This is a genomic window from Pseudomonas sp. NPDC089734, from assembly GCF_044748865.1.
Classification (GTDB): domain Bacteria; phylum Pseudomonadota; class Gammaproteobacteria; order Pseudomonadales; family Pseudomonadaceae; genus Aquipseudomonas.
Genome location: NZ_JBIVGV010000014.1, coordinates 25352 through 50897 on the forward strand (window position 1 = coordinate 25352; position 25546 = coordinate 50897).

22 protein-coding genes and 2 tRNA genes are annotated in these 25546 nt (G+C 59.5%); 10 read left to right on the forward strand and 14 right to left on the reverse strand.

The annotated features are described in order from the left end of the window. Positions 1-114: 114 nt before the first annotated feature. Positions 115-1008, reverse strand: a complete 894-nt coding sequence (locus ACIPY9_RS17560) for a LysR family transcriptional regulator (protein ID WP_400703948.1) — start codon at positions 1006-1008, stop codon at positions 115-117. A gap of 147 nt (positions 1009-1155) precedes the next feature. Between ACIPY9_RS17560 and ACIPY9_RS17565 the strand changes: the two genes are divergently transcribed. The 3 genes from ACIPY9_RS17565 (at position 1156) to ACIPY9_RS17575 (ending at position 5638) form a co-directional block, all read left to right on the forward strand. Continuing rightward, positions 1156-2175, forward strand: a complete 1020-nt coding sequence (locus ACIPY9_RS17565) for an alpha/beta hydrolase (protein WP_400703951.1) — start codon at positions 1156-1158, stop codon at positions 2173-2175. Positions 2176-2358: 183 nt separating this feature from the next. After that, entirely contained in the window at positions 2359-2805 is a 447-nt protein-coding gene (locus ACIPY9_RS17570) for a helix-turn-helix domain-containing protein (RefSeq protein ID WP_400703954.1), read from the forward strand. A gap of 43 nt (positions 2806-2848) precedes the next feature. Further along, complete coding sequence (locus tag ACIPY9_RS17575) at positions 2849-5638, forward strand: ATP-binding protein (protein ID WP_400703957.1); 2790 nt, start codon at positions 2849-2851, stop codon at positions 5636-5638. Here the strand turns inward: ACIPY9_RS17575 and ACIPY9_RS17580 are convergent. Both ACIPY9_RS17580 and ACIPY9_RS17585 read right to left on the reverse strand, forming a co-directional pair. Further along, positions 5604-7088, reverse strand: coding sequence for an ATP-binding protein (locus tag ACIPY9_RS17580; protein ID WP_400703960.1), 1485 nt, complete (start codon positions 7086-7088; stop codon positions 5604-5606). The two genes, ACIPY9_RS17575 and ACIPY9_RS17580, sit on opposite strands and share 35 nt — an antisense overlap. 288 nt (positions 7089-7376) lie before the next feature. Then, complete coding sequence (locus ACIPY9_RS17585; RefSeq protein WP_400703963.1) at positions 7377-8327, reverse strand: GlxA family transcriptional regulator; 951 nt, start codon at positions 8325-8327, stop codon at positions 7377-7379. A 210-nt stretch (positions 8328-8537) separates the two neighbouring features. Here ACIPY9_RS17585 and ACIPY9_RS17590 point away from each other — a divergent pair, with 210 nt between their 5' ends. After that, positions 8538-9260, forward strand: coding sequence for a pirin family protein (locus ACIPY9_RS17590; RefSeq protein ID WP_400703966.1), 723 nt, complete (start codon positions 8538-8540; stop codon positions 9258-9260). Positions 9261-9368: 108 nt separating this feature from the next. Here the strand turns inward: ACIPY9_RS17590 and ACIPY9_RS17595 are convergent. Together ACIPY9_RS17595 and ACIPY9_RS17600 are read right to left on the reverse strand one after the other, a co-directional pair. Next, positions 9369-9444 (reverse strand) — tRNA-Gly (locus ACIPY9_RS17595). Positions 9445-9448: 4 nt separating this feature from the next. Further along, positions 9449-9524 (reverse strand) — tRNA-Glu (locus ACIPY9_RS17600). 282 nt (positions 9525-9806) lie between these two features. Here ACIPY9_RS17600 and ACIPY9_RS17605 point away from each other — a divergent pair. Next, on the forward strand, positions 9807-10565 hold the full coding sequence (locus tag ACIPY9_RS17605) for a hypothetical protein (protein WP_400704300.1): 759 nt from the start codon (positions 9807-9809) through the stop codon (positions 10563-10565). 51 nt (positions 10566-10616) lie between these two features. Here ACIPY9_RS17605 and ACIPY9_RS17610 read toward each other — a convergent pair whose 3' ends face one another. Together ACIPY9_RS17610 and ACIPY9_RS17615 are read right to left on the reverse strand one after the other, a co-directional pair. Then, entirely contained in the window at positions 10617-11099 is a 483-nt protein-coding gene (locus ACIPY9_RS17610) for a GAF domain-containing protein (RefSeq protein WP_400703969.1), read from the reverse strand. After that, positions 11096-11986 (reverse strand): ATP-binding protein, encoded by an 891-nt coding sequence (locus ACIPY9_RS17615; protein WP_400703972.1) that lies wholly within the window; start codon positions 11984-11986, stop codon positions 11096-11098. The genes ACIPY9_RS17610 and ACIPY9_RS17615 overlap by 4 nt, the downstream gene beginning before the upstream one ends. 86 nt (positions 11987-12072) lie before the next feature. Here ACIPY9_RS17615 and ACIPY9_RS17620 point away from each other — a divergent pair, with 86 nt between their 5' ends. Next, the gene (locus ACIPY9_RS17620) at positions 12073-14433 is read left to right on the forward strand and encodes an ATP-binding protein (RefSeq protein WP_400703975.1); all 2361 of its coding nucleotides are present in this window, start codon (positions 12073-12075) and stop codon (positions 14431-14433) included. Here the strand turns inward: ACIPY9_RS17620 and ACIPY9_RS17625 are convergent. Further along, positions 14426-14911 (reverse strand): glutathione peroxidase, encoded by a 486-nt coding sequence (locus tag ACIPY9_RS17625; protein WP_400703978.1) that lies wholly within the window; start codon positions 14909-14911, stop codon positions 14426-14428. The two genes, ACIPY9_RS17620 and ACIPY9_RS17625, sit on opposite strands and share 8 nt — an antisense overlap. Before the next feature lie 113 nt (positions 14912-15024). Beyond that, the gene (msrB, locus tag ACIPY9_RS17630; RefSeq protein ID WP_400703981.1) at positions 15025-15420 is read right to left on the reverse strand and encodes a peptide-methionine (R)-S-oxide reductase MsrB; all 396 of its coding nucleotides are present in this window, start codon (positions 15418-15420) and stop codon (positions 15025-15027) included. A 192-nt stretch (positions 15421-15612) separates the two neighbouring features. Here msrB and ACIPY9_RS17635 point away from each other — a divergent pair, with 192 nt between their 5' ends. Next, positions 15613-16824, forward strand: coding sequence for a pyridoxal phosphate-dependent aminotransferase (locus tag ACIPY9_RS17635; RefSeq protein WP_400703984.1), 1212 nt, complete (start codon positions 15613-15615; stop codon positions 16822-16824). 256 nt (positions 16825-17080) lie between these two features. Next, complete coding sequence (htpX, locus tag ACIPY9_RS17640; protein WP_400703987.1) at positions 17081-17968, forward strand: protease HtpX; 888 nt, start codon at positions 17081-17083, stop codon at positions 17966-17968. A 42-nt stretch (positions 17969-18010) separates the two neighbouring features. Here the strand turns inward: htpX and ACIPY9_RS17645 are convergent, their stop codons facing one another. Further along, a complete protein-coding gene (locus ACIPY9_RS17645; RefSeq protein ID WP_400703990.1) occupies positions 18011-18667 on the reverse strand; it encodes a thiopurine S-methyltransferase in 657 nt (218 codons plus the stop codon). 103 nt (positions 18668-18770) lie between these two features. Between ACIPY9_RS17645 and ACIPY9_RS17650 the strand changes: the two genes are divergently transcribed. Continuing rightward, a complete protein-coding gene (locus tag ACIPY9_RS17650; RefSeq protein ID WP_400703993.1) occupies positions 18771-19538 on the forward strand; it encodes a DODA-type extradiol aromatic ring-opening family dioxygenase in 768 nt (255 codons plus the stop codon). 68 nt (positions 19539-19606) lie between these two features. Here the strand turns inward: ACIPY9_RS17650 and ACIPY9_RS17655 are convergent, their stop codons facing one another. Both ACIPY9_RS17655 and ACIPY9_RS17660 read right to left on the reverse strand, forming a co-directional pair. Further along, the gene (locus ACIPY9_RS17655; RefSeq protein WP_400703996.1) at positions 19607-21298 is read right to left on the reverse strand and encodes a DEAD/DEAH box helicase; all 1692 of its coding nucleotides are present in this window, start codon (positions 21296-21298) and stop codon (positions 19607-19609) included. A gap of 408 nt (positions 21299-21706) precedes the next feature. After that, complete coding sequence (locus ACIPY9_RS17660; RefSeq protein ID WP_400703999.1) at positions 21707-22468, reverse strand: spermidine synthase; 762 nt, start codon at positions 22466-22468, stop codon at positions 21707-21709. A 161-nt stretch (positions 22469-22629) separates the two neighbouring features. Here ACIPY9_RS17660 and ACIPY9_RS17665 point away from each other — a divergent pair, with 161 nt between their 5' ends. Continuing rightward, positions 22630-23976 (forward strand): class II 3-deoxy-7-phosphoheptulonate synthase, encoded by a 1347-nt coding sequence (locus ACIPY9_RS17665; RefSeq protein ID WP_400704002.1) that lies wholly within the window; start codon positions 22630-22632, stop codon positions 23974-23976. Positions 23977-23991: 15 nt separating this feature from the next. Here the strand turns inward: ACIPY9_RS17665 and ACIPY9_RS17670 are convergent, their stop codons facing one another. Both ACIPY9_RS17670 and ACIPY9_RS17675 read right to left on the reverse strand, forming a co-directional pair. After that, positions 23992-25203: a winged helix-turn-helix domain-containing protein gene (locus tag ACIPY9_RS17670; RefSeq protein WP_400704005.1), complete on the reverse strand. Its 1212-nt coding sequence runs from the start codon at positions 25201-25203 to the stop codon at positions 23992-23994. 56 nt (positions 25204-25259) lie between these two features. Continuing rightward, on the reverse strand, positions 25260-25487 hold the full coding sequence (locus ACIPY9_RS17675) for a DUF1127 domain-containing protein (RefSeq protein ID WP_400704008.1): 228 nt from the start codon (positions 25485-25487) through the stop codon (positions 25260-25262). Positions 25488-25546: the final 59 nt, after the last annotated feature.

A 25546-nucleotide genomic window follows, 5' to 3' on the forward strand; every position in this document is an offset into this window, starting at 1 on the left:
TGATCATGCTTTCAATGCTGAAGGCGAATTCCGGAAACCTTATCACCCTGAAAATCATTATCTAAATTCATTTTCGATCTAGCCTGATATGCAAATATCTCAGTTACCTTGCACTCAAAGCATACCGCCCGGTTCCAGTTGCTCCCGCAGAAACTCGATCAAGGCTTGTACGGGCCGGGATCCCTGTCGGTGTTGCGGATAGACCGCCGACAAGGTCAGAGGCTCGGGGCGCAGGTCATCCAGAACCCGGACCAGGCTTCCGCTGCTCAACGCGGCTCCCACAATGAAGGTCGGCAGGTAGGTAATGCCCAGCCCGGCAATCGCCGCGTCCCGGAGCAATTCACCGTTGTTGGTGCGCATCCGCCCGCTGACATTCAGGCTCACGGGCCTTCCATTGCCCTGGAAACGCCATTGCACCTGACGGTTATGGCCATAGGGCAGGCAATCGTGGGCATGCAGGTCTTCGGGTCTTTCCGGACGACCACGTTCGGCGAGATAGACCGGGCTGGCGCAGTACACACGATCGATCGTGGCAATACGACGCGCAATCAGGCTGGAGTCTTCCAGCACGCCAATGCGCAGCACCAGGTCATAGCCTTCACTGAGCAAATCCACCGGACGATCGCTCAGGTCCACTTCCACCGAGACCTCCCGATAGCGCTGCAGAAACAGGGGCAGCAGGCACCCCAGATGCGCCACCGCAAACGACAGCGGTGCACTCAGGCGCAGGGTGCCGCGCGGTTCGCTGTTCTGACCGGCAATGCCTTGCTCGACCTGTTCCACCTCGCCCAGCAGGCGCAAGGCCGACTCGTAATAGCTCTGCCCCAGCGGGGTGACATCCAGACGTCGTGTGGAACGATTGAGCAGACGCACACCAAGCCGCTCCTCCAGTTGCATCAGCCGTCGGCTGACGAACTGCTTGGACAGACCCAGCTTGTCGGAGGCCGCCGTGAAGCTGCCCGACTCCATGACCTGGCAAAAGATACGCATGTCTTCAAAGGGGTTCATTGTCACAACCTGGTTGACAGTTAAACGCTTTATAGCCGCTTTTTCGCCTTTCGGCACCCTATTAATCTGTGTCCATGGTGCAGACGAAGAGCAAAAAACGGACTGCCCTCAACCCCTCTCACTTGCGTGCCCTCAAAAGGATTGACCATGAACACTCTGCAGAAAACCCTGACCACCACCCTGCTCGCCCTTTCCGTCAACAGTGCCTTTGCCGCTGGCAGCCCGGGCGTGGAACATGACACCCAGGCCTTTCTCGAAGCGCTGGCCACTGGCGGCGGCAAGCCGCTGGAACAACTGAGCCCCGGGGATGCCCGTGCCGTGCTGACCGGCGCGCAGGCCTCGGTCAAGGTCGATCTGTCGGGTGTGGACGTCAGCGAGCGCTCGATTGATGTCAACGGTCAGAAGGTCATGCTCAAGATCGTCCGCCCTGCCAAGCTCAAGGGTGAGCTGCCGGTGTTCATGTTCTTCCACGGTGGCGGCTGGGTACTGGGCGACTTCCCGACTCACCAGCGGCTGATCCGCGATCTGGTGGTCGGCTCCGGTGCGGTAGCCGTGTACGTCGACTACACACCGTCGCCCGAGGCCCATTACCCGACCGCCATCAATCAGGCCTATGCCGCTACCCGCTGGGTGGCCGAGCATGGCAGACAGATCGGTGTCGATAGCAGCCGGCTGGCGGTAGCGGGCAACAGTGTCGGCGGCAACATGGCGGCGGTCGTTGCCCTGATGGCCAAGGAACAGAAGACTCCGGCACTGCGCTTCCAGTTGCTGCTGTGGCCGGTGACCGATGCGAACTTCGATAACGGCTCCTACCGGCAATTCGCCGAAGGCCACTTCCTGACCCAAGGCATGATGAAGTGGTTCTGGGACAACTACACCACCGATGCCGGCCAGCGCGCACAGATTCATGCTTCGCCCTTGCGAGCCAGCAGCGAACAATTGCGTGGCCTGCCTGCGGCGCTGGTACAGACCGCGGAGTTCGATGTGTTGCGTGACGAAGGCGAAGCCTATGCCCGCAAGCTGGATGCTGCCGGCGTACCGGTCACTGCCGTGCGCTACAACGGGATGATCCATGACTTCGGACTGCTCAACCCGCTGAACCAGATCCCGGAAGTCCGTGCCGCGATGCGTCAGGCCGCGGGTGAACTGAAAGCCCACCTCAACTGAAAAGCCACTCGCCAGAAGCCTTGAGAGCCCGTCAGAAGGCGGGTTTTCAAGGCCAATGGCCACCCTCGAAATTAACAACGATTAACTCGTCAGCCCTGTTCCTGCACTCAAGAATGGCGCCCTCTGCACAGACTTTTGCCAATCGAAAGGTGCCCGACACTTCCCGCGATAATGGACATTGCCATGACCCACGTTCAGCAATACCCCTGTCAGACATGCAGGCGCATGGAAAGCTTCGAGAAGCAGACACCCGTCAGCGGCGGCCTGACACCCTGGCGCGAACGCCTGGCCAAACAGCTGATCCTTGAAAACCTGGGCGAGAACATCGAAGTGGCTGAACTGGCTCGCGCCTGCGCCTTGTCCAGAAGCTACTTTTCCCGGGCGTTCAAATGCAGCACCGGCCTGTCGCCCCAGGAGTGGATTCGCGCCCAGCGTATCGCCCGCGCCAAGTACCTGATTCGGCACACGGCAATGACTCTGACGCAGATCAGCCAGGAATGTGGTTTCTGTGACCAATCACACTTTTCGCATATTTTCTCTCGCATCGAGGGTATAAACCCCTTTACATGGCGCGGCCATGCGCTAAAGAACACACATCATGACGATCACCTGGCCGCATCCGGTTTCTGAACGGGGCTGGCGTGAACGTCCAGCCGGGAACAGGAATGAACCGTTGAGCCTTCTTACCGAACTGGCCGTGCACTTCGGCCCTTATCGGGTCTACCCGGAGCAACGCCTGGTACTGGACGCCGACCGGCCGGTACGGCTGGGCAACCGTGCCATGGATATTCTGCTGGTGTTGATCGGGAACGCCGGAAACATGGTCAGCAAACAACAGCTGATGGCTCAGGTCTGGCCCAGGAGCGTGGTAGAAGACAGCAACCTGCGTGTTCACATGGCGGCCTTGCGCAAGGCCCTCGGCGATGGGCAGGCGGGTCAGCGCTATATCGTTACGGTTGCACAACGCGGTTACAGTTTCGTCGCCCCCCTGACCCTGCAACAGGTCTCACACAGGCCAGACCCCGACATGGATAGCTCAACCCGCCACAACCTGCCTGTCCGCCATGCGCGGATTCTCGGACGTGATGCCCTGGTCAACCGGCTGACGGGGCGGCTTCAACAGCATCGATTCATTTCCCTGACCGGTCCCGGCGGCATCGGCAAGACCACTGTCGCCCTGCAGGTCGCGGAACAACTGATCGGCCACTACCGGGATGGCATCCGCCTGCTGGACCTGGCTCCACTGACAGACCCCGCCATGATCACGTCTCATCTGGCGATGCTGCTCGAAGCCCAATGGCAAGACGGTGAGCCGATGAACGGCATCGGAACCTTCCTGCGCGATCGGCAGATGCTGTTGGTGATCGACAACTGCGAACACATGATCGAGGACATTGCCCTGTTGATCGAAGGCATTCTGCGCAACGCGCCGGATGTGCACATTCTGGCCACCAGCCGCGAGAGCCTGAGGGCCGAAGGTGAGTTCGTCGAACGCCTCGCCCCTCTGGACTGCCCGCCCGGCGACGGGGCCAGCCGTGATGAAGCCATGGGGTTTGCCGCGCTGCAACTGTTCGTCGAACGCGCCACGGCCAATCAGGAGCACTTTGAACTGACCGAGGCCAACCTGCCGCTGGCCATTGATATATGCCGACGGCTCGACGGCATTCCACTGGCCATCGAACTGGCTGCCGCTCAGGTCGGCAACCTGGGGTTCAGCCACCTGCTGGAACATCTGCAAGCCAGTTTCCACCTGCACGCCCAGGGCAACCCTCAGGCGCTGACCCGCCATCAGACCTTGAGCGCCACGCTGGACTGGAGCTTCCAGATGTTGAGCGCGGTCGAGCAGACATGCCTGCAAGGCCTGAGTGTCTTCAAGGGCCGTTTCACCCTCGACTCGGCCCTGGCCGTGCTCATTGATGCCGAAACGACCGAATCCGACGTCTTTGCCACCCTTCCCCTGCTGGTCGCCAAATCCCTGCTCAATGTCGAGATCGGCGACGAAGAGGTCTTCTACCACCTGCTCGACACCACCCGCTGCTATGCACTGGAAAAACTGCGCCACAGCGGACACCTGCCCGCAATCCGCATACGCCACGCACAGCGTTGCCTGGCAATCATGCAGCAGGCCCATCAGGAGTGGGAGCGCATTCCGGCCCAAGTCTGGATCGAGCGGCATATCCGCAGCCTGGACGATGTCAGGGCCGCGCTGGACTGGGGCCTCAATACCCAGCCGCCACAGACGCTGGCCATCGAGCTGGTCGCCGACTGCGCACCGCTCTGGCAGGAACTGTCGCTGCTCAAGGAACATGACTTTTATGTGCGCAAGGCCCTGAAACGACTGGAGTCGGAACCCTTGCCGCCACCGGCGCTGTTGATGCGCCTCAATCTGGCACTGGGCAGTGTTTCCTATCACACGCGAGGGGATACACCCGAAACCGTGGCGGCCTTCGTGACCGCCATGGCCCTGGCCGAACAGACAAACGACCTGACCAGCCAGCTACGAGCCGTCTCCGGGCTGATGACCCTCAATCTGTACGGTGGCCATTACCCGACAGCCCTTGAGCAAAACCGCCAGTTCAACCGGCTCGGGATGAACACCCAGACCACGGCCTACCTGAGCATCCATCGCCTGCAGGTTCTGGCCCTGCATTTTTCAGGCGACCAGACCCTGGCGCGACGCAATGCCGAACAGGTCATTCAACGCATGTCCCGGAGCGGGCACCTCAATCGCTTCACTTACGGGTTCGGCGTGCAGTACGACCAGAGCGTGGCCGCCCTGACCGTACTGGCGCGCATCCTCTGGCTACAGGGACGTCCCGAACTGGCATGGCAGACAGCCCGCCAGGCACTGGACATCGCCCTCCAGATCAATCACGGAACCTCCATTTGCTACACCCTGTCCCTGGCGGGCTGTGTCATCGCCTTCTATAACGGCGACACCCAGACCGCCCACGAGCTGTTGCAACAGCTGCGCGACCGGGCCAAAAAGCACTCGGCCCAGCTCTTTCAGACCTGGGCACAACACTATGAGCGAGTGATGGGACTGCCCGGCAAGGATGCTCAGTGCCCGGACAGCAGCGGGATTATCAAGGACATTCTGCTCACCCTGCGCCCGACACCCATCGACGACGCGCTGTTCGAGCGGGCAAACAACGGATCGGCCGGCTGGTGTACGCCGGAAATCCTGCGCTCCAAAGCCGACGCCATGTTGCTGGCCTCGAAGGATCCCCACCAAGCAGAAGCCGCCGAAGCCTTGCTGCTCAAGGCCTCAAGCGTGGCACAGGCACAAGGAGCGCTGGCCTGGGAGCTGCGCTGTGCATGCTCGCTGGCGCAACTCAAACAGCGCCAGGGCCACAGGCAACAGGCCTACTCATTGCTGTCCGCGGTCCATGCACGCTTCACCGAAGGCTTCGCGACACCGGATCTGGTCAAGGCCCGACAGCTACTCGACGACCTGCAGTGACAGGCTCCCGGCCAAGGTGCAGGACATGGCGGGCTTCGTATGTCCGCAACTCACCACTGCGCTGTAACCGGTCCAGCGCATAGAGACGAGTCGTGTGCAGCAGGCCATAAGACAGGACCCCGTCCGTACGCTCCATCGACAGCAACGAGTTATTCAACAGGACTTCCAGCGCCTTGTTCACACAGCGAGCGCTCAGGTGAGTGCAGGTCACCACCTCGAGGGCCGCCTCTCGCGTGAAGGCCGAACGAAAGACCGAAAGGCGCTGGAACACGATTTGCTCGACCGGACTCAAACGTTCACAGCTCCAGTCCAGCGAGGCCTTGAGCGTCCGATGCCGCTCGACGGCTGTGCGTCGCCCAAGGCTCAGCCATGACAGGCCATTGTCCAGCCGGGCCTGCAACCCCGGCAGTGCAAAGGCATCGATACGGGCTGCAACCAGTTCGATGGCCAGTGCCAGGCCATCAAGCCGCCGACAGATATCCCCCACGATGGCCACCTCCTGCTCGCGCAGGACAAACTCCGGTCGGTACGCCCGGGCACGACTGACGAACAACTGAACAGCCGAAAAATTCATCGCATCTTCGATGCCCGACAGCCCCGTCACCGGTGGAACAGTCAGTCCCGGCACTGGCTGCACCGACTCTTTATCGATCATCAAGGGCTCGCGACTGGTCACCAGAATCGACAGGTGCGAGCCGGCATTCAGCAGGCACTCGATCCAGCGACGACAAGGGGCCTGCAAGTATTCACAGCCATCGAAGACCAGCAGCGCATGACGTTGCGCCAGGATATCGAGCAGACCATCCAGGGAAGATGGCTCTGCGAGGCCAAGGCCCTGCGCCAGTCGAACAGACAGTTGCTCCGGGCTTTCGGCCCCGGAACAGTCGATGAACCCGACACCGTCCGGATAGTGTCGGGTGAGCGATTCCGCAACCCGGCAGGCAACCGCCGTCTTGCCGACACCTCCCGGCCCGGTCAGTGTCATGCAGCGGCGCCCTGACAAGTGACGTGCAAGCTTGCCCACCAGCTCATCGCGCCCGATGACAGGCGTCAGGCGGACCGGCAGGTTGTGCCGGGGTGCAGTGGAAACGGCGCATTGCTCTGTCGCCTCGGCCTGCTGAACCCTGGCGACGAAGCAATAACCTCGCTGGGGAACCGTCGCGATATAACGCTGCCCATTACGGCCCCCACCCAAGGCACGACGCAGGGCTGCGATATGGACCCGCAGGTTGATCTCTTCCACGACAGAATCGGGCCAGACCTGAGCGATCAAAGTGTCCTTGCTGACAACCTCCCCCGCCTGTTCGACCAGCACCTGGAGAATATCGAGCGCCCGCCCTCCCAGAGGCAATTGATGCTCGCCATGCAGTACGAGCCGCTGACGGACATGAAAGGCATAAGGGCCGAAGCGCAGCACCGCATCGTTGTGAATATTCTGGAGGCTGTCCATACGCGTTCACGCGTCGATAGACCTGGCTCGGCAGGCCACCGCACGACCTTTGTAAAAAGTTCGTGTTTATCTTGGCAGTCATCAATCCGGGAACAACCCTCGAGGGAGGCCCGATACGGTCATCGCGGTGCGCAATACGGACAGCCTTGGCTCTGTACGAAAAGTTTTGAGACGAAGGTCAGGCAAGGCGAAAACGGTCGAGGAAGCGGAGTTTACGGGTTGTAAATGAGCATTCCGAGACCGTTTTCAACGCAGCATCACCGAGTATCAAGACATTTCGTACAAAGCCTAGCTGAATTGCTCACGATATTGAGAGGGGGTCAGACCAATCCTCTCGCTGAACAGAAACCGCATGTGCCGCACACTGCCGAAACCGCTTTTATAAGCCACGGTCTTGAGCGGCAGATCCGTGCTTTCCAGCAGGCTCCGGGCACGGTCGATACGGGCTCCTTGCAGAAAATCCATGGGCGTCATTCCCACTTCTCGGGCAAAGGTGCGAGAGAAGTGCCGGGCACTCATATTGGCCAGCCCCGCCATGCGCTCGATGCTGAAGGCTTCGTCCAGATGCTCCAGCACATGATTCTGCACACGGGTGACAGGCGTTTCCTGAAGAGCGACCGCGGTCATCAAGGGGCTGAACTGTGCCTGCCCGCCCTGGCGCTTCATCAATACCAGCAACACCTTGGCCACATCCTGCGCGACCTTCTTGCCATGGTCCTGCGCCACGACCGCGAGCGCCAGGTCGATGCCGGCCGTGACGCCACCGGAGGTCATGAGGTTGCGGTCCTGAATGTAGATCTGATCGGTTTCGACACAGGCCTTGGGAAAACGCTTGATAAGCCTGTCGGTGTAGTGCCAGTGCGTGGTGACACGGTAGCCGTCGAGCAACCCGGCCTCGCCCAGGATGAAGGCACCCGTGCAGATGGAGCCGTAGCACGCAACCCGGGGAACCGCCTCGTGCAACCAGTTCAATAAAGGCTGATGCCTGTCGTTGTAGGCCCCCGGCCCGCCGGGCACCAGTAAAAGGTCGTACGCCTCGACAGCTTCATTCATATGCCGATCGGCCAGGATATTGACCCCGCAGGACGCACGAAGCGCCCCTGACGCAGTACCGATGGTCGAGACCTGATAGCGCTGGTCAGCCTCCAGATAACGGTTGGCAATCGAGAAAACCTCGATGGGCCCCGCCATATCGAGCAAGAGAAAGTCCGGGAACAGAATCATCGCCACGGTTTTCATGAGGTGCGCATCACTTGAATGAGGGAAGAGAACAGGCGCTGCATTATGACGAAGATGGCTTCGTTTCGCTGAGCGCCCTTGACTGTCAACTCAAACAGGACAGTCATTCGTTTTTCATCTACTTATTGCAAGCAACGATAAACAGTAACCTTTCTCTCAATCGGTCGACAGCTGAATGTGCAGCGCCGACATCTGAATGGAGAAACAATCATGCTGACTCTTCGCAAGGCTTCCGAACGTGGCGCAGCCGATCATGGCTGGCTGAAATCCTTTCATACCTTCTCGTTTGCCAGTTACTACAACCCGCAGGAGCAAGGCTTCTCTGACTTGCTGGTGATCAACGATGACCGTGTCGCGGCAGGTAAAGGCTTCGGACAACACCCGCACCGCGACATGGAAATCTTTTCCTATGTGCTCGAAGGTGCTCTGGAGCACAAGGATACCCTGGGCACCGGCTCGGTCATCCGCCCTGGCGATGTGCAACTGATGAGCGCCGGCAGTGGCGTCGCTCACAGCGAGTTCAACCACTCTCCTCGCGAGCAGGTGCACTTTCTGCAGATCTGGATCGTACCGAGTGTCGCGGGTGCCAGGCCGACCTATCAGCAGGAACACTTCAGCCCGGAACAGAAACGTGGACGGCTGAAACTGATCATCTCTCCCGAAGGCGACGATGGCTCGTTGAAAATCCGCCAGGATGCCCGTGTCTATGCCGGCCTTTTCGACGGTGAGGAATCGGCCAGCCTGACACTGGCGGCCAATCGTCATGCCTATGTGCATGTCGCCCGTGGCAGCGTCGTGCTCAATGGCGAACACCTGGGTGAAGGTGACGGTGTCCGTCTGCGCGACGAGCAACAGATTCACCTGAGCGCTGGTGTGGATGCGGAGGTATTGGTCTTCGACCTGCGCCCCAATGAACGGCCGCAGATGCCTTGATAGCTCTATATAGATAGAAAAATGTATGCCCCCTGAAGTCAGGGGGCATACGAAGGGAAAAAACGCAGAAACAAAAACGCCGCTCATTGAGCGGCGTTTTCGTGAATATGGAGCGGGAAACGAGACTCGAACTCGCGACCCCGACCTTGGCAAGGTCGTGCTCTACCAACTGAGCTATTCCCGCAATATGGCGTCCCCTAGGGGACTCGAACCCCTGTTACCGCCGTGAAAGGGCGGTGTCCTAGGCCACTAGACGAAGGGGACACACGTACAACATTCACTGCTTATCGCGCTTCGCTGTGTGCTTTACGCTGTAAGTGGCGCGCATTCTATGGATGGTTTGAAGGGTCGTCAACCCCCTTCTGAAAATTTATTTAAATCAATGACTTCGCCCCTCTTTAAGGAGAAGACCGTTGGCCGGAAACCTCTTGCCTGAAGTGCACATTTAGTTGCAATGTCCGACGGGGGCATCTATGCGCAATAGTGCTTAGCCACTACACTCGCACAATATTTACCGGAAATGAGGTTTGCGCAGTGACACCACTCATGATCACGCTGTTGGTAGTAGCTGGTATCGCTCTGCTTATAGCTATTGGCTACCTGAACCATGTCGCTGAAAACAGCAAACTGGACAAGGCACGCGCCAAGGTGGAGCTCAGCGACCGACTGAGGCGGTGCGGTGAAATTACCGAGACCTTCCCCGGCCAATTGATGTCGCCAGCCCTCAAGCTGCTGCTGACCCGCCTTGAACTGAATGTCGTGCAGCGCATGCTGACGCTGGAAAAAGGCAACGCCCAGCTCAAGACTCGCCTGGGAGAACTGGAAGAACTGATTGCCCAAGGGGATCGCATTCCGGTCACCAACCCGGTCAGCCCGATCCAGACCGAAGCCAAGGCCAAGGACATTCGCTTTCTATTGGAAGCACTGCACGGTCAAGTGACACGTGCGGCCCATGACGGCTTCCTGCCGACCAGCGAAGCCAAACACTGGATCCGGGAAATCCGCGTCATTCTGGTGAACCTGCACATCGAGTTCTTCAATAACCTGGGCCAACTCGCACTTTCCCAGGACCAGCCAGGCCAGGCGCGTCTGGCGTTCGAGCGCGGCGTACAGTACCTGCGCAACCAGCCGGACCCCGTGACCTATCAACAGCAGTTGCAGGCCATGGAAAAACAACTGGCTCGCGCCAACTCCATGGTATTGACCAATATCGCGCCTAGCGACGATGACGACAACGCCCTGACCGAAGGCCTGAAGGCCGACGAAGTCGAATCGGAATGGAAGAAAAAGGTTATCTACGATTGATGACCGCCCTGCCGTTGCGCGGCATCGTGCAACGGCAGGACCGCCAGCGACTCAGCAGTCGGTGGCTTGCAGAAAGATAGCCGCCAGCCGCTCGATCCCCTCCTGATCCACTTCCTTGAATCGCCCGACCTTCGGGCTGTCCAGATCCAGTACGCCGATCAGGCGCCCTTCCTTTATCAACGGTACGACCAGTTCGCTGTTCGAGGCACTGTCGCAGGCAATGTGCCCGGCAAACGTGTGAACATCTTCGACCCGCTGGGTCTGCCGGCTTTGGGCGGCTGCACCACAGACACCACGACCGAACGGAATACGCACGCAGGCAACCTGCCCCTGGAAAGGACCGAGCACCAGCTCTTCGTTGCGGTTGAGGTAAAAGCCCGCCCAGTTCAAATCGTCGATCTGGGTGTACAGAAACGCAGAAAACTGCGCGGCATTGGCAATGAAGTCACGCTCATCGGCCAGCAGCGCCTGCAATTGCGCAGTCAGCAGTTCATACCCTTCCTGCCCCGCCCCGACGCCTTGTAAATCGATCATGCTTCTTGCTCCAACAATTTCAGGCCTACCCAGTAACGTGCAAACTGGTAGGCACAACGACCATTACGATTACCCCGGCCTGTCGCCCAACGGACGGCAGCCTTCTCCAGCTCTTCGTCGCGCTGCCAGGTCAGACCGGCAGTCTGCGCCAGCTGGGTGATCCAGTGTTCCACCACATTCAGAAAGTGTTCCTGAGTGAAGGGATAGAAAGACAGCCACAGGCCAAAGCGATCCGACAATGCGATCTTGTCCTCGACCGCCTCGCTGGGGTGCAACTCGCCATCCACGTGCTTCCAGTTGGCGTTGTCACTTTCCTTTTCAGGGACCAGATGACGGCGGTTCGACGTGGCGTAAAGAAGCACATTGTCTGGCGCCTGCTCCAGCGAACCGTCAAGCACGCTCTTGAGGACACGATAATCGCCCTCGCCCGACTCGAAGGACAGGTCATCGCAGAACAGCACGAAACGTTGCGGCAGTTTCTGCAGTTGCTCGACCACACGCGGCAGGTCACCCAGGTGATCACGCTCGATTTCGATCAGACGCAACCCCGCCTGGGCATGCTCGGCCAGCAAGGCGCGAATCAACGAGGACTTGCCGGTGCCACGCGAACCCCACAGCAACGCATGGTTGGCAGGTAATCCCTCAATGAACTGGCGCGTATTGCGTCCCAGTTGATCACGTTGCAGGTCGACCCCGATCAGGTCGGACAGGCGCATGTCCAGACTGACCTCCAGCGGCAACAGATAGCCACTACGCCCCTCGCGTACCCAGCGTGCAGCCAGCGCCGAAGACCAGTCGACAGGCTCGCGAACGGCAGGCAACAAGGGCTCCAGACGGGTCAGTACAGCATCGGCACGCTCCAGAAAAGCCATCAACCGAGAATCCACAGAACCTCCTTATATTTAACTGATCAAGGACAAGACACGATCGGCTATGCTTGCCCCGCAATGGGCACCAGAAGTGACTGAACTCAATGGATATATCGTTCACCAACAGGCTGTCGTTCAAGCAGGCCCGCATGGCCGTCCTGATCGGCTTCATTCTCGGAACCCTGCTCAGCCTGTTCCAGATTGCCCTCGATTATGCCAGCGAAGACGCCTCCATCGATCGTGAAATCGGCTCGCTGATGGAAATCAGCCATAACCCGGCTTCACGCATGGCGTACAACATCGATGCCGAACTGGCCCAGGAACTGACTCTTGGCCTGCTGCACTCCCCGGCGGTAGTCAGTGCCAGACTGACCGACAACAACAATATGGTGCTTTCCAGCGTCGAACGCCCGATGGCAACAGGACGCTATCGCGTGCTCAGCGACTGGCTGTTCGGGGAAAGCCGGCATTTCGAGGAAGTCCTGCACCTGGATCACATGCCCAGCGAAGTGATCGGCACCCTGAGCCTGACCGTCGACACCTTCGCCTTTGGCAGCCACTTCCTGCAACGTGCGGAAATCACCCTGCTCAACGGCTTCGTCCGCAGCCTGGTCCTGGCTGGCATTCTGACCATGCTGTTCTACGCGACCCTGACCAAACCCCTGGTCAATCTGATTCGCGACTTGAGCCGTCACGACCCGCGCAGCCCGATCCAGAACAAGATGGACTGCCCGCCCGGTCACGAGAACGACGAGATCGGCGTACTGGTCAAGACATTCAATCTGCATATCGAAACCATGAGCACCGAGTTTGCCAGGCGCCGCGAGGCCGAAGACCGGCTCACCAATCACCTGAACGAACTGGAAAACATCGTTGCGGCGCGCACCAACGAACTCAAGGCCAGCAACATTCGCCTCAGCCAGTCCAACGAAGAATTGCAGATTGCCCGCAGTACGGCGCTGGACATGGCCCACGCCCGATCAGCCTTTCTGGCGCACATGAGCCATGAGATCCGCACACCGCTCAACGGGCTGCTGGGAATGCTGGCCCTGTCACTGGACAGCCCGCTCAGCGCCGAGCAACGCCAGCAACTGATGATTGCCCATGACTCGGGCAAGGTCCTGGTGGAACTGCTCAACGATATTCTCGACATGTCCAAGTTCAATGCCGGACACCTGGAAATAGAGCGCATCCCTTTCGACCTGGGCATGCTCATCGAAGATACGGCCAACCTGCTTTCCCAGAACGCTGCGCCCAGCGTGGAGCTGACCTGCCTGATCGCCCCGGATTTTCCGCCCCTGGTCATTGGCGACCCGACACGGGTCCGGCAGATCGTCAGCAACCTGCTCTCGAACGCCCTCAAGTTCACCCGCTTCGGGCGGGTGGATGTGCGCCTGAATTATTTCCTCGACCCCGAGACTCGCGAAAACCGGGTTCAGATCGAGGTCCGCGATACCGGGATCGGCATCGCCAAGGAAGCGCAAGAGAGGATTTTCCAGCCCTTTACCCAGGCTGAAACCGCCATTACCCGCCAGTTCGGCGGCACCGGGCTCGGGCTTTCATTGACACGCAGCCTGTGTGAGGCCATGCAGGGGCGACTGAGCATTCAATCCCAGCCCGGTTTTGGCAGCCTGTTCTGCGCCGAACTGCCATTGCCCATCCACCTGTCCGCCGTTATGCCCCCGACGCTGAAGGGCCGCGTGACGGTAATCAGCATGGCAGGCAGCGGGTTGGTGGAACTGCTGGGGACTCTGTTGCCTGCCTGGGGAATCGACTTCACTCGCCGGGGTATCGATGACCAGACCTGTGAGCTGGAACTCGATCCCGGCACCGACCTCATCATTACGGATTGCCCGGAATGCCTGTTTGCCATTCGCCCGACCACTCAGGCCCCCATCCTGCTGGTGACGGCCTACGGCAACTTCATGCCCGTCGAGCAGGTCAGCGCCCTCGCCCCCCTGCAACAACAGGCACGACCACTGGCTCGCAACGCGCTCTACAACACCTTGCGCCGGGCCTTGTACCTGGAAGAGCCGAGCACACGAGAAACGTCCGTCGACGAACAGGCCACCCAGCGACCGGCGCGCATCCTTCTGGTGGAAGACAACCCGGTCAATCAACTGGTCGCCAAGGGCATGCTCAGCAAACTGGGCTGCGAAGTCACCGTCAGCGGCCACGGGGCCGAAGCCATCGAGCAGCTTGAACACAGCAACTTCGACCTGATCCTGATGGATTGCAACATGCCAGTCATGGACGGCTATGAAGCCAGCCGCCAGATTCGCAGCAGCGGACGCTGGCCGAAACTGCCGATCGTCGCCCTGACCGCCAATGCCATGCCCGAAGAACGTGAACGTTGCAGGGCCGCCGGCATGAATGACTACCTGGCCAAACCCTTTCGCCGGGCGGAACTGGCCAGCGTTCTGGATCAGTGGATCCCGCTGGCACAGGACAACCGACCTACCTGAGCAAGGCCTCGATTTCGCCAGCCATCTCCTCAGGCCTGGTCAGCGGGGCAAAACGCTTGACCAGCGTGCCATCCTTGCCGATCAGGAACTTGGTGAAGTTCCACTTGATCCGCTCCGACCCCAGAAGTCCGGGCGCCCGCTTCTTCAGTTGCACGAACAAGGGGTGTGCCTGGCTGCCATTCACATCGATTTTCTTGAACAGCGGGAAGCTGACGCCGTAATTCAGCTCGCAGAACTCGGAGATGGCCCCTTCATTGCCCGGCTCCTGCTTGCCGAACTGATTACAAGGAAAGCCCAGCACCACAAGGCCTTGATCCCGGTATTGCTGCCACAGCTGCTCAAGCCCCTTGTATTGAGGCGTGAAGCCGCATTTGCTCGCCGTGTTGACCACCAGCACCGCCTTGCCAGAAAAGTCGGCCAGCGTCTTCTGCTCTCCCTTGATCGTGGTACACGGTATGTTCAACAGGTTTTCGCTCATGACGCTCCCTCACCAAAATGAATATTGAAGTTAGCGTGCAATCGCACGGCACACGTCTTCAATTTCTCCTGTTGATACAGGCTGATAAGCCAGACTGCAAACAGACCCCGGGCTTATGCGCGAGGCACAAGGTCCAGGCACACTGAATTGATGCAGTAACGCAGGCCGGTCGGTGGCGGACCATCCGGGAACACGTGCCCCAGGTGGGCGTCACATTTTGCGCAGACCACCTCGGTCCGAATCATCCCGTGGCTGACATCACGGACCTCAACGACCGCACTGTCCTGCAGAGGTGCGTAAAAGCTTGGCCAGCCGCATCCGGAGTCGAATTTGGTTTCGGAGTCGAACAAGGCTTCGTTGCAACAGACACAATGATAGACCCCCGGCGTCCTGGTGGTGTTGTACCGGCCGGTGAACGGTCGCTCGGTCGCTTTCAGGCGACAGACGTTGTACTGCTCTGGGTCAAGCATCTCCCTCCACTCTTCGAGTGTTTTCTGCAACTTGTCCACGGGTACACCTCCTTATTCGAAAAAGCCCGATCTGTGTCTTTTCCAGTGATCGGGTGGCACGTATGATTGCGCCTGATCAGATATCAGTCTGTCACCCGCGTTTGTCGCATACAAACCCATTTTCGCCGGGTCATGTCCAGCGACCTTCGTTGCAAGCCAGCAACAGCTCGTCCATTTTCGGGATCAATCACCATGCAGTTCAGCAAATCGAACAAGCTCGCAAACGTCTGCTATGACATTCGCGGGCCAGTGCTCAAGCACGCCAAACGTCTGGAAGAGGAAGGTCATCGCATCCTCAAGCTGAATATCGGCAATCCGGCACCGTTTGGTTTCGAGGCGCCGGACGAAATCCTCCAGGATGTGATCCGCAACCTGCCGACAGCCCAGGGCTACAGCGACTCCAAAGGCCTGTTCAGCGCTCGCAAGGCGGTGATGCAGTACTACCAGCAGAAGCAGGTCGAAGGTGTCGGCATCGAAGACATCTACCTGGGCAACGGCGTCTCCGAGCTGATCGTGATGTCGATGCAGGCACTGCTCAACAACGGCGACGAAGTGCTGATCCCCGCTCCGGACTACCCGCTCTGGACTGCCGCCGTGAGCCTGGCAGGCGGTAATCCGGTGCATTACCTGTGCGACGAGCAGGCCAACTGGTGGCCTGACCTGCAGGACATCAAGGCCAAGATCACCCCGAACACCAAGGCCATGGTGATCATCAACCCGAACAACCCGACCGGCGCCGTTTACTCGAAGGAAGTGCTGTTGGGCATGCTGGAACTGGCCCGCCAGCACAATCTGGTGGTGTTCTCGGACGAGATCTACGACAAGATCCTCTATGACGAAGCCGTTCACATCAGCACGGCGTCGCTGGCACCCGACCTGCTCTGCCTGACCTTCAACGGCCTGTCCAAGTCCTATCGCGTCGCGGGCTTCCGCTCCGGATGGATCGCCATTTCCGGGCCGAAACACAATGCCCAGAGCTACATCGAAGGCCTCGACATCCTGGCCAACATGCGTCTGTGCGCCAACGTGCCGAGCCAGCATGCCATTCAAACAGCGCTGGGCGGCTATCAGAGCATCAATGACCTGGTATTGCCGCCAGGCCGCCTGCTGGAACAGCGCAACCGCACCTGGGAACTGCTCAACGACATTCCCGGCGTCAGCTGCGTCAAACCCATGGGCGCACTCTATGCTTTCCCGCGTATCGATCCGAAGATCTGCCCGATCCACAACGACGAGAAATTCGTCCTCGATCTGCTGCTGTCGGAAAAACTGCTGGTGGTTCAGGGCACAGCCTTCAACTGGCCATGGCCCGACCACTTCCGCGTCGTGACACTGCCGCGCGTCGACGATCTGGAGCAGGCCATCGGTCGCATCGGCAACTTCGTGAAAGGCTATCGTCAGTAACCGACAAGGCTCTTCCGTCCGTTACACGGCCCCGACCCCGTTTCGGGGCCGTTTTTTTCAGGCTGCCCACCTGCCGCCCGTCTCCTCCTCGAAACGCCTGCTGCCTTGGCTCAGGCAGTGTTCAGGTTGGAGGGATTAACATCGAACGGGACAAAACGACACAGTTTGAAATAGTCCCCCGGTTGAATAGCGGCAGGCATCACCTTATATACCCGGCATCACGTTACATATTTATCCCGAGGAGAACGTTTCGACCATGATGCGCATTTTGCTGTTTTTGGCCACTAACCTTGCGGTCGTGCTGATTGCCAGCATTACCCTGAGCCTTTTTGGCTTCAACGGGTTCATGGCGGCCAATGGGGTTGATCTGAACCTCAATCAGCTGCTGGTTTTCTGCGCCGTGTTCGGTTTTGCCGGCTCGCTGTTTTCGCTGTTCATCTCCAAATGGATGGCCAAGATGAGCACCGGTACGCAGATCATTACCCAGCCGCGCACTCGCCATGAGCAATGGTTGCTGCAGACCGTAGAACAACTGTCCCGAGAAGCCGGTATCAAGATGCCGGAAGTCGGCATCTTCCCGGCCTACGAGGCCAATGCCTTCGCAACGGGCTGGAACAAGAACGATGCACTGGTTGCCGTCAGCCAGGGCCTGCTGGAGCGTTTTTCACCCGATGAGGTGAAAGCCGTACTGGCGCATGAAATCGGCCACGTTGCCAATGGCGACATGGTCACGCTGGCTCTGGTACAGGGCGTGGTGAACACCTTCGTGATGTTCTTTGCACGGATCATCGGCAACTTTGTCGACAAGGTGATCTTCAAGACCGAGAACGGCCAGGGCATGGCCTACTACATCACAACGATCTTCGCTGAACTGGTCCTGGGCTTCCTGGCCAGCGCCATCGTGATGTGGTTCTCGCGCAAACGCGAATACAGGGCTGACGAAGCCGGTGCACACCTTGCGGGCACCCAGGCCATGATCAATGCCCTGCAACGCCTGCGCTCCGAACAGGGCGTCCCTGTCAACATGCCCGACAGCCTGACGGCGTTCGGCATCAACAGCGGCCTCAAGCACGGGCTGGCCGGCCTGTTCATGAGCCACCCGCCGCTGGAAGAGCGTATCGAGGCGCTGCGTCGCCGCGGTTGATTCAGAGCAGTAACCGAAAAGGGCGACGCAAGTCGCCCTTTTTCATACCCGCAGCAAACGATAGACCTGCTCATCCATGCGGGTCACCCCGCTCTTCCGGGCCTTGTGACTGCCCGGCAAGGCATCGTAATCCCCCACCTTCGTGACCTGCCATAGATCGGATAACAAGCCTCCAAGCTGCGACTCCGACACCGAAAACGGAGGGCCATCAAGCTGTGCCTGATCGTAATCCAGTGAAATCAGCAAACCACGAGAGCCTGGAGGCAACAGGCGACCAAGGTGCTCGGCATAGCGCCCGCGCATATCGTCAGGAAGTGCAATCAATGCAGCCCGGTCATAAAACGCGTCGCAATGGCCGATATGAGCAGCCGTCACCGCAAAGAAATCACCGCACCATATCTGACAAGCCCCATGCCTATAGACCTTGAAGCCATCGCGCTCAAGTATCTCCGGCACCCGGCTCCGCTCCTCGAAATAAGCCTGGGCAGCCTTTTCCGACAACTCCACGCCAACGACCGAGAAACCCTTCTCCACCAGCCAGTCCATATCGAGGCTCTTGCCACATAACGGCACCAGCACGCGAGCCCCTTGAGGCAGCTGTAATTCCGGCCAGAAGTTTTGTAGATACGGATTGACCTGTTCCTGATTGAAACCGATCTGGCCTTCGGACCAACGGTGATGCCAAAACTCGGGCTGCATGAACGCTCCAATAATTTCGATCAAATTGCCTCAGAACTTATATTAGATCTAGATCAATGATCTACATGAAGATAAGCATATCCCAAACCTTCAGGACGCCTTCATGTTCCCCAGTCTATTCATTTCCCATGGCTCTCCGATGCTGGCGCTTGAGCCGGGCGAAAGTGGCCCTGTACTCGCACGCCTGGCAGCCGACATACCCAGACCAAAGGCTATCGTGATCGTCTCGGCGCACTGGGAAAGCAACGAACTGATCGTCAACGGCAATCCGCACCCGGACACCTGGCACGACTTTGGTGGCTTTCCGCCCGCCCTGTTCGCCGTTCAGTACCCCGCCCAAGGGTTGCCGGCACTGACCCGCGAGGTCGTTGATTTATTGGCCGCCAGTGGCTTGCCTGCCCGAGTGGACAGTCGCCGCCCTTTTGACCATGGGGTCTGGGTGCCTTTGTCCCTGATGTATCCGCAAGCCGATATTCCGGTGGTTCAGGTTTCGCTACCCAGCCGCCAGGGCCCTGCCCTGCAGACGCGCGTCGGTCGTGCGCTGGCCGTCTTGCGCGAACAAGGCGTGCTGATCATTGGTTCCGGCAGCATCACCCACAATCTGCGCGAGCTGGACTGGAATGCAGGCACCGAAAGCATTGAACCCTGGGCCAGCGCCTTTCGCGACTGGATGATCGAAAAGCTGGAAAGCGATGACGAACAGGCTCTTCATGACTACCGCACACTCGCCCCACAGGCAGTACGTAACCATCCGAGCGATGAGCACCTGCTGCCGCTGTATTTTGCACGCGGAGCTGGCGGCAGGTTCAGCATCGCCTATCAGGGATTCACCATGGGCGCACTGGGCATGGATATCTACCGGTTCGGCTGAATGCCGGGCAAAAAAAATCCCCGAACCTGTCGGGGATTTTTTCATCTGACGATCAACCCGGGAGTTGATCAGTCTTCACGGTAGCGACGCAGCTTCAACTGCTTGCCAGCAACACGGGTGTCCTTGAGCTTGGTCAGCAGACGCTCAAGGCCATCTTCCGGCAGTTCGACCAGGCTGAAGCTGTCACGGACCTGGATGCGACCGATCGCTTCACGGGCCAGACCGCCTTCATTGAGGATTGCACCCAGCAGGTTCTTGGCTGCGATGCCATCACGCGCACCCAGCGCCGTACGGCAACGGGCACGGCCTTCGGCCAGCGGAGCCGGAGCACGACGCTCACGCTCTGGACGATCACCACGGTCGCCACGATCACGTGGCGTGTTGTTCGGCACCAGCGGACGCTCACGCTCGATGGCTGCCAGCGTCAGCGCCTGACCATTGGTGGCCTTGCGCAGCAGGGCAGCGGCAAGAGCACGCGGCGTGCAACCGATATCGGCAGTCAGGCGGTCAAGCAGATCGCCATGAGTCGACTCGGCATCGGCAACCAGTGGCGAAAGACCATTGGTCAGCTTCTTGATGCGGGCATCCAGGACAGCCTGGGAATCCGGCAGGCGGACTTCCACGACTTTCTGGCCAGTGACACGCTCGATCACTTGCAGCATGCGGCGCTCACGCGGAGTCACCAGCAGCAGTGCACGACCTTCGCGACCGGCACGGCCGGTACGGCCGATACGGTGAACGTAGGACTCTGGATCGTAAGGCATGTCGACGTTGAACACGTGAGTGATACGTGGAACGTCGAGACCGCGGGCAGCAACGTCGGTCGCCACAACGATGTCCAGACGGCCATCCTTGAGGGAGTCGATGACGCGCTCACGCTGGTTCTGGGCGATGTCGCCGTTCAGCGCAGCAGCCTTGTAGCCTTTGGCTTCCAGGGCGCTGGCCAGATCCAGAGTGGCCTGCTTGGTACGGACGAACATGATCAGGGCGTCGAAATCCTCGACTTCCAGCAGGCTCAGTACGGCAGAGGTCTTCTGGTCGGCGTGAACCAGCAGGTGAGCCTGCTCGATCGCGGTGACGGTCTGGGTCTTGGTCTGGATCTTGACGTGCTTCGGATCGCGCAGGTGGCGTTCGGCGATGGCACGGATCGACTGCGGCAGGGTCGCCGAGAACAGGACGGTCTGACGGCTCTCAGGCATGGCCTTGAAGATGACTTCCAGGTCATCCATGAAGCCCAGCTTGAGCATTTCGTCCGCTTCGTCGAGAACCAGGTGGTTCACGGTCGCGAGGACTTTCTCGTCACGGCGAAGGTGATCGCACAGACGGCCCGGAGTGGCGACGACGATTTGTGCGCCATTGCGGATAGCCTTGAGCTGCGGGCCCATTGGCGCGCCGCCGTAGACGGCAACGACCGTCACGCCCGGCATTTGTTTGGAGTAGGTCTCGAACGCGGTGGCGACTTGAAGTGCCAGCTCGCGGGTCGGTGCCAGGATCAGTGCTTGCGGCTCACGCTTGCTCGGGTCGATACGGTTCAGGATAGGCAGGGCGAAGGCGGCGGTTTTACCGGTACCTGTCTGCGCCTGACCAATCATGTCGTGACCGGCAAGGATGATCGGGATCGACTGCTGCTGAATGGCCGAAGGCTCTTCGTAGCCGGTAGCGACTACGGCTGCAACGATATTGGGATGAAGATCGAGAGCGGCGAAGCCGCCGATTTCCTGGGTCATGGGTCTGCCTCTGGTGCATCCGCAAAGACCCATGCTGCAAAGCTGCGCGTGCCGTGTACGACCCTGAGGTCACCCTGGCTGCTTTGTCGGCGGGGATTTGCGAAAACGTTTGATGAATGGATCGTCAAGGATAGTCCGCAATGCGGACAGGCTACCGAAGCGGGCTCCGGGAAATTGCACTACCTGAACGAGGGCCGTTTAAGGCCGGCGCGCACTATACCGGAATTACGCCTGGAGGTGAGGCTTTTTTTTCAAAATATTGACGGAAAAACCAGCGCTTGCAGGCATTTCATCGCCAGGAGAACCGGCCTGCAGGCCGTGCAGCCCCAACGATTACGGCCATCATCGCTTAAACGTTTCACTCATTCATCCATATGAATGGGATTTCACCCCTCGAGGCGCGGCAAAATGTCTCACCCCACTGCCGCCCTCATAACCGTTTCAGCTTGCAGGACGGATATCCCTGATCAGCGTCGACAACGAATAACCCAAGCGCGGTGCCAGCGACTCTGCACGCCGGGCCAGGGACTCGGTATCCAGGGTCTGCTCCAGATCCGCAGGCACGATGAGAATGACATTGCCCTCCTTCACCGGCAGCTCCCAGTAGTGACGGTGATAGAGCCCGCGCAGCAACGCAGCCCCCAGGGGCTTGCCGTCGTCGGTGGCCCACTGGTTGATGATCAGCCACCCCCCCGGATTGAGATGCTGCTGACAGTTCTGGAGAAATTTCCAGGCCAGATGCCCGGCTCCCGGCCCGACATCGGTGTAGAGGTCGACAAAGATCAGGTCGGCGGGTTCGGCACTGTCGAGAAGCTCGAGCGCATCGCCAATACGTATATAAAGACGCGGATCGTCATCCAGCCCCATGTACTCGATCGCCAGCCGCGGCACATCCGGACGCAGCTCGATGACCTCCACATCCTCCAGGGGCAGAAACTTCATGCAGGCCTGAGTCAGGGTGCCGGCTCCCAGCCCGAGGAATAATGCGCTTTCCGGGGCCTCGTGACACAACGCGCCGATCAGCATGGCGCGGGTATAGTCGTACTCCAGCCAGCTGGGGTCAGCCGTGAAGGTACAGCTCTGCTCGATGGCATCGCCAAACTCGAGAAAGCGGTAATCGTCCACTTCCAGCACGCGAATCATGCCAAAGGCATCGTGCACCTCGGCGAGAATCCGTTCTTCGCGCTCACGCTCTTCTGTCATTGCCTCTCCTGGCTGATGGTCGCGCCGGGCGCAAAGGGCGAATTGTCAGCCAAGCGAACGCATTTGTCACAATTATCGAGCCGGTTCATCCAGCCACTCTGGCTGACCGACCCTGAACTGCTAACATGCCGGTTCGATTTCCTCCTCCCCAAGAGCCAACAATGAGCCAACCCTGGAGCCCCGACAGCTGGCGGGCATTTTCCATTCAGCAACAGCCTCGATACCCTGATGCCGCGCACCTGTCGCAGGTCGAGCAAACCCTGGCCAGCTACCCGCCGCTGGTCTTTGCCGGGGAAGCCCGTGACCTGCGTCGCCAGTTTGCCGAAGTATCCCAGGGACGAGCCTTCCTGTTGCAAGGCGGCGATTGTGCCGAGAGCTTCATGGAGTTTTCGGCGGCCAAGATTCGCGACACGTTCAAGGTGTTGCTGCAAATGGCCGTTGTGATGACATTTGCCGCCGGCTGCCCGGTGGTCAAGGTAGGACGCATGGCCGGGCAATTCGCCAAGCCTCGTTCGGCCAACGACGAAACCCTCAATGGCGTGACGCTACCGGCCTATCGCGGCGACATCGTCAACGCCATCGGCTTCGATGAGAAAAGCCGCGTGCCGGACCCGGAGCGTCTGTTGCAGGCCTATCACCAGTCCACCGCCACCCTGAACCTGCTGCGCGCGTTTGCTCAAGGCGGTTTTGCCGACCTGCACCAGGTCCATCAGTGGAACCTGGATTTCATTGCCAACTCGGCACTGGCGCAAAAGTACAGTCAACTGGCCGACCGCATCGACGAAACCCTGGCGTTCATGCGCGCCTGCGGCCTGGAAAGTTCGCCACAACTGCGCGAAACGAGTTTTTTCACCGCCCACGAAGCCTTGTTGCTGAACTATGAAGAAGCCTTTGTACGACGCGACAGCCTGACCAACGACTTTTACGATTGCTCGGCGCACATGCTGTGGATCGGTGATCGTACCCGCCAACTGGACGGTGCCCATGTGGAATTTCTGCGCGGGGTGAACAACCCGATCGGCGTCAAGGTCGGGCCGAGCATGGACACCGACGACCTGATTCGCCTGATCGACATCCTCAACCCGAACAACGACCCTGGCCGCCTGAACCTGATTGCCCGCATGGGCGCGAACAAGGTCGGGGATCATTTGCCCCACCTGATCCGTGCCGTGGAACGCGAAGGCCGCAAGGTGCTGTGGAGTTCGGACCCCATGCATGGCAACACCATCAAGGCCAGCAGCGGGTACAAGACCCGTGACTTTGCGCAGATTCTGGGAGAGGTGAAACAGTTCTTCCAGGTTCACCAGGCCGAAGGCACTTACGCCGGAGGTATCCATATCGAAATGACCGGGCAGAACGTGACCGAATGCATCGGTGGCGCACGCCCGATTACCGAGGACGGCCTTTCGGACCGCTACCACACCCATTGCGACCCGAGAATGAATGCCGACCAGTCGCTGGAACTGGCGTTTCTGATTGCCGAGACGTTAAAACAGGCCAAGCGCTGACGCCGCCGCTGGCACCTACCCCAGATCGAATGCCCGCAAGCGCGCTGCACTGGCTCGCGGGCAATTGATCCAGACCTCTGCCAGCCCCAGCCAGTCGGCCAGTTGGCGAAGGTGTCGCGCCAGAGCCTCTATCCCGTCGTCATCAAGCCCTTGTTCTTCATCATGCACGGCATGCACCGCCAACCGGCCGACAGCCCGTTCGGCACGCAGGTCGATGCGCGCCGCAATGCGTTCGTTGTGCAGAAACGGCAAGACGTAATAGCCGTAGACGCGCTTGTGCTGCGGTGTGTAGATCTCCAGTCGATAGCGGAAATCGAACAGGCGCTCGGTACGCGCACGTTCCCAGATCAGAGAGTCGAATGGCGACAGCAAGGCGCTGGCCGTGACCTTGCGCGGCGGCCGACTGTCCGGAAGGCAGAATGCCTGTTGTTTCCAGCCCCGAACCCGAACGCTCTGCAACGCACCTTCCTCGACCAGTTCGGCCAGCGCCAGACGACTGGGCAGCGGGTCTTGCCGAAAGTAGTCGCGCAGGTCCTTTTCCGTTCCGACACCCAGGGCCTTTGCCGCATGCAGCAACAGTCCACGCTGAGCATCGGCCTCGTTGATGTCGGGCAGATCGAGCACCGCTCCCGGAAGCACCCGCTCCGGCACGTCATAAAGGCGTTCAAAGCCACGACGCCCCGCCACGGTGACTTCACCGGCGGCGAACAGCCATTCAAGCGCAAGCTTTTCCGCACTCCAGTCCCACCAGGGTCCTGCACGTTCCTGTCGACTACTGAGACTGCCCGCTCCCAGCGCTCCCTGTTCACGCACGGCCTGCAATACCCGTTCGATCACTGGCTGTTGCTCGCGACCGAACCGGGCCAACTGCTGATAAATGCCCTCGCCTTGCGCCGCTCGCCGCATGCGCCAGCGCATCAAGGGATAAAGCTTGAACGGCAGCAGCGATGCCTCGTGTCCCCAGTATTCAAACAGTGTGCGATGCCGCCCCTGACTCCAGGCCGCCCGATCCAGCAACGCTGGCGAATAATTGCCAAGCCTTGAATACAGCGGCAGGTAATGGGAACGCACCAGCGCATTGACCGAGTCGATCTGCAACACGCCGAGACGCCCGATCAACTGCATGATATGGCCGGCCTTGATAGTGGCTGGCGGTTGGCGCCCATTGAAACCCTGGGCGGCCAGCGCCAGACGACGCGCTTGCTTGAGGGACAGTTCTACAGACATTCAGGACTCCCTTTGGAGTCTGTAACCCTATCCGATCAGGAAGTGCCTTGTCAGCGTCACCGAGGATCGTCCCAGAACGGACGCTCGGATTCACGCAGGATATCGGCCCGGCTCAATCCCAGGTCCTTCAATGTTTCATCGCTCATGCTCGCCAGCAACTGACGTTGTTGATGCAACGCCACCCAGCGTTGAGCACGTGTTTTCAGCCCGGTCCAGAAGCGAGCGAACAGGGTTGTGAACGCGGGTCTGGCGACCAGTACGTAACCTTTTTGACCTTTCATCATCTTGCCCTCCATGTGGGGATGACTAGAGTCTTGCGCCTGGCGTAGGATCAATCCAACGA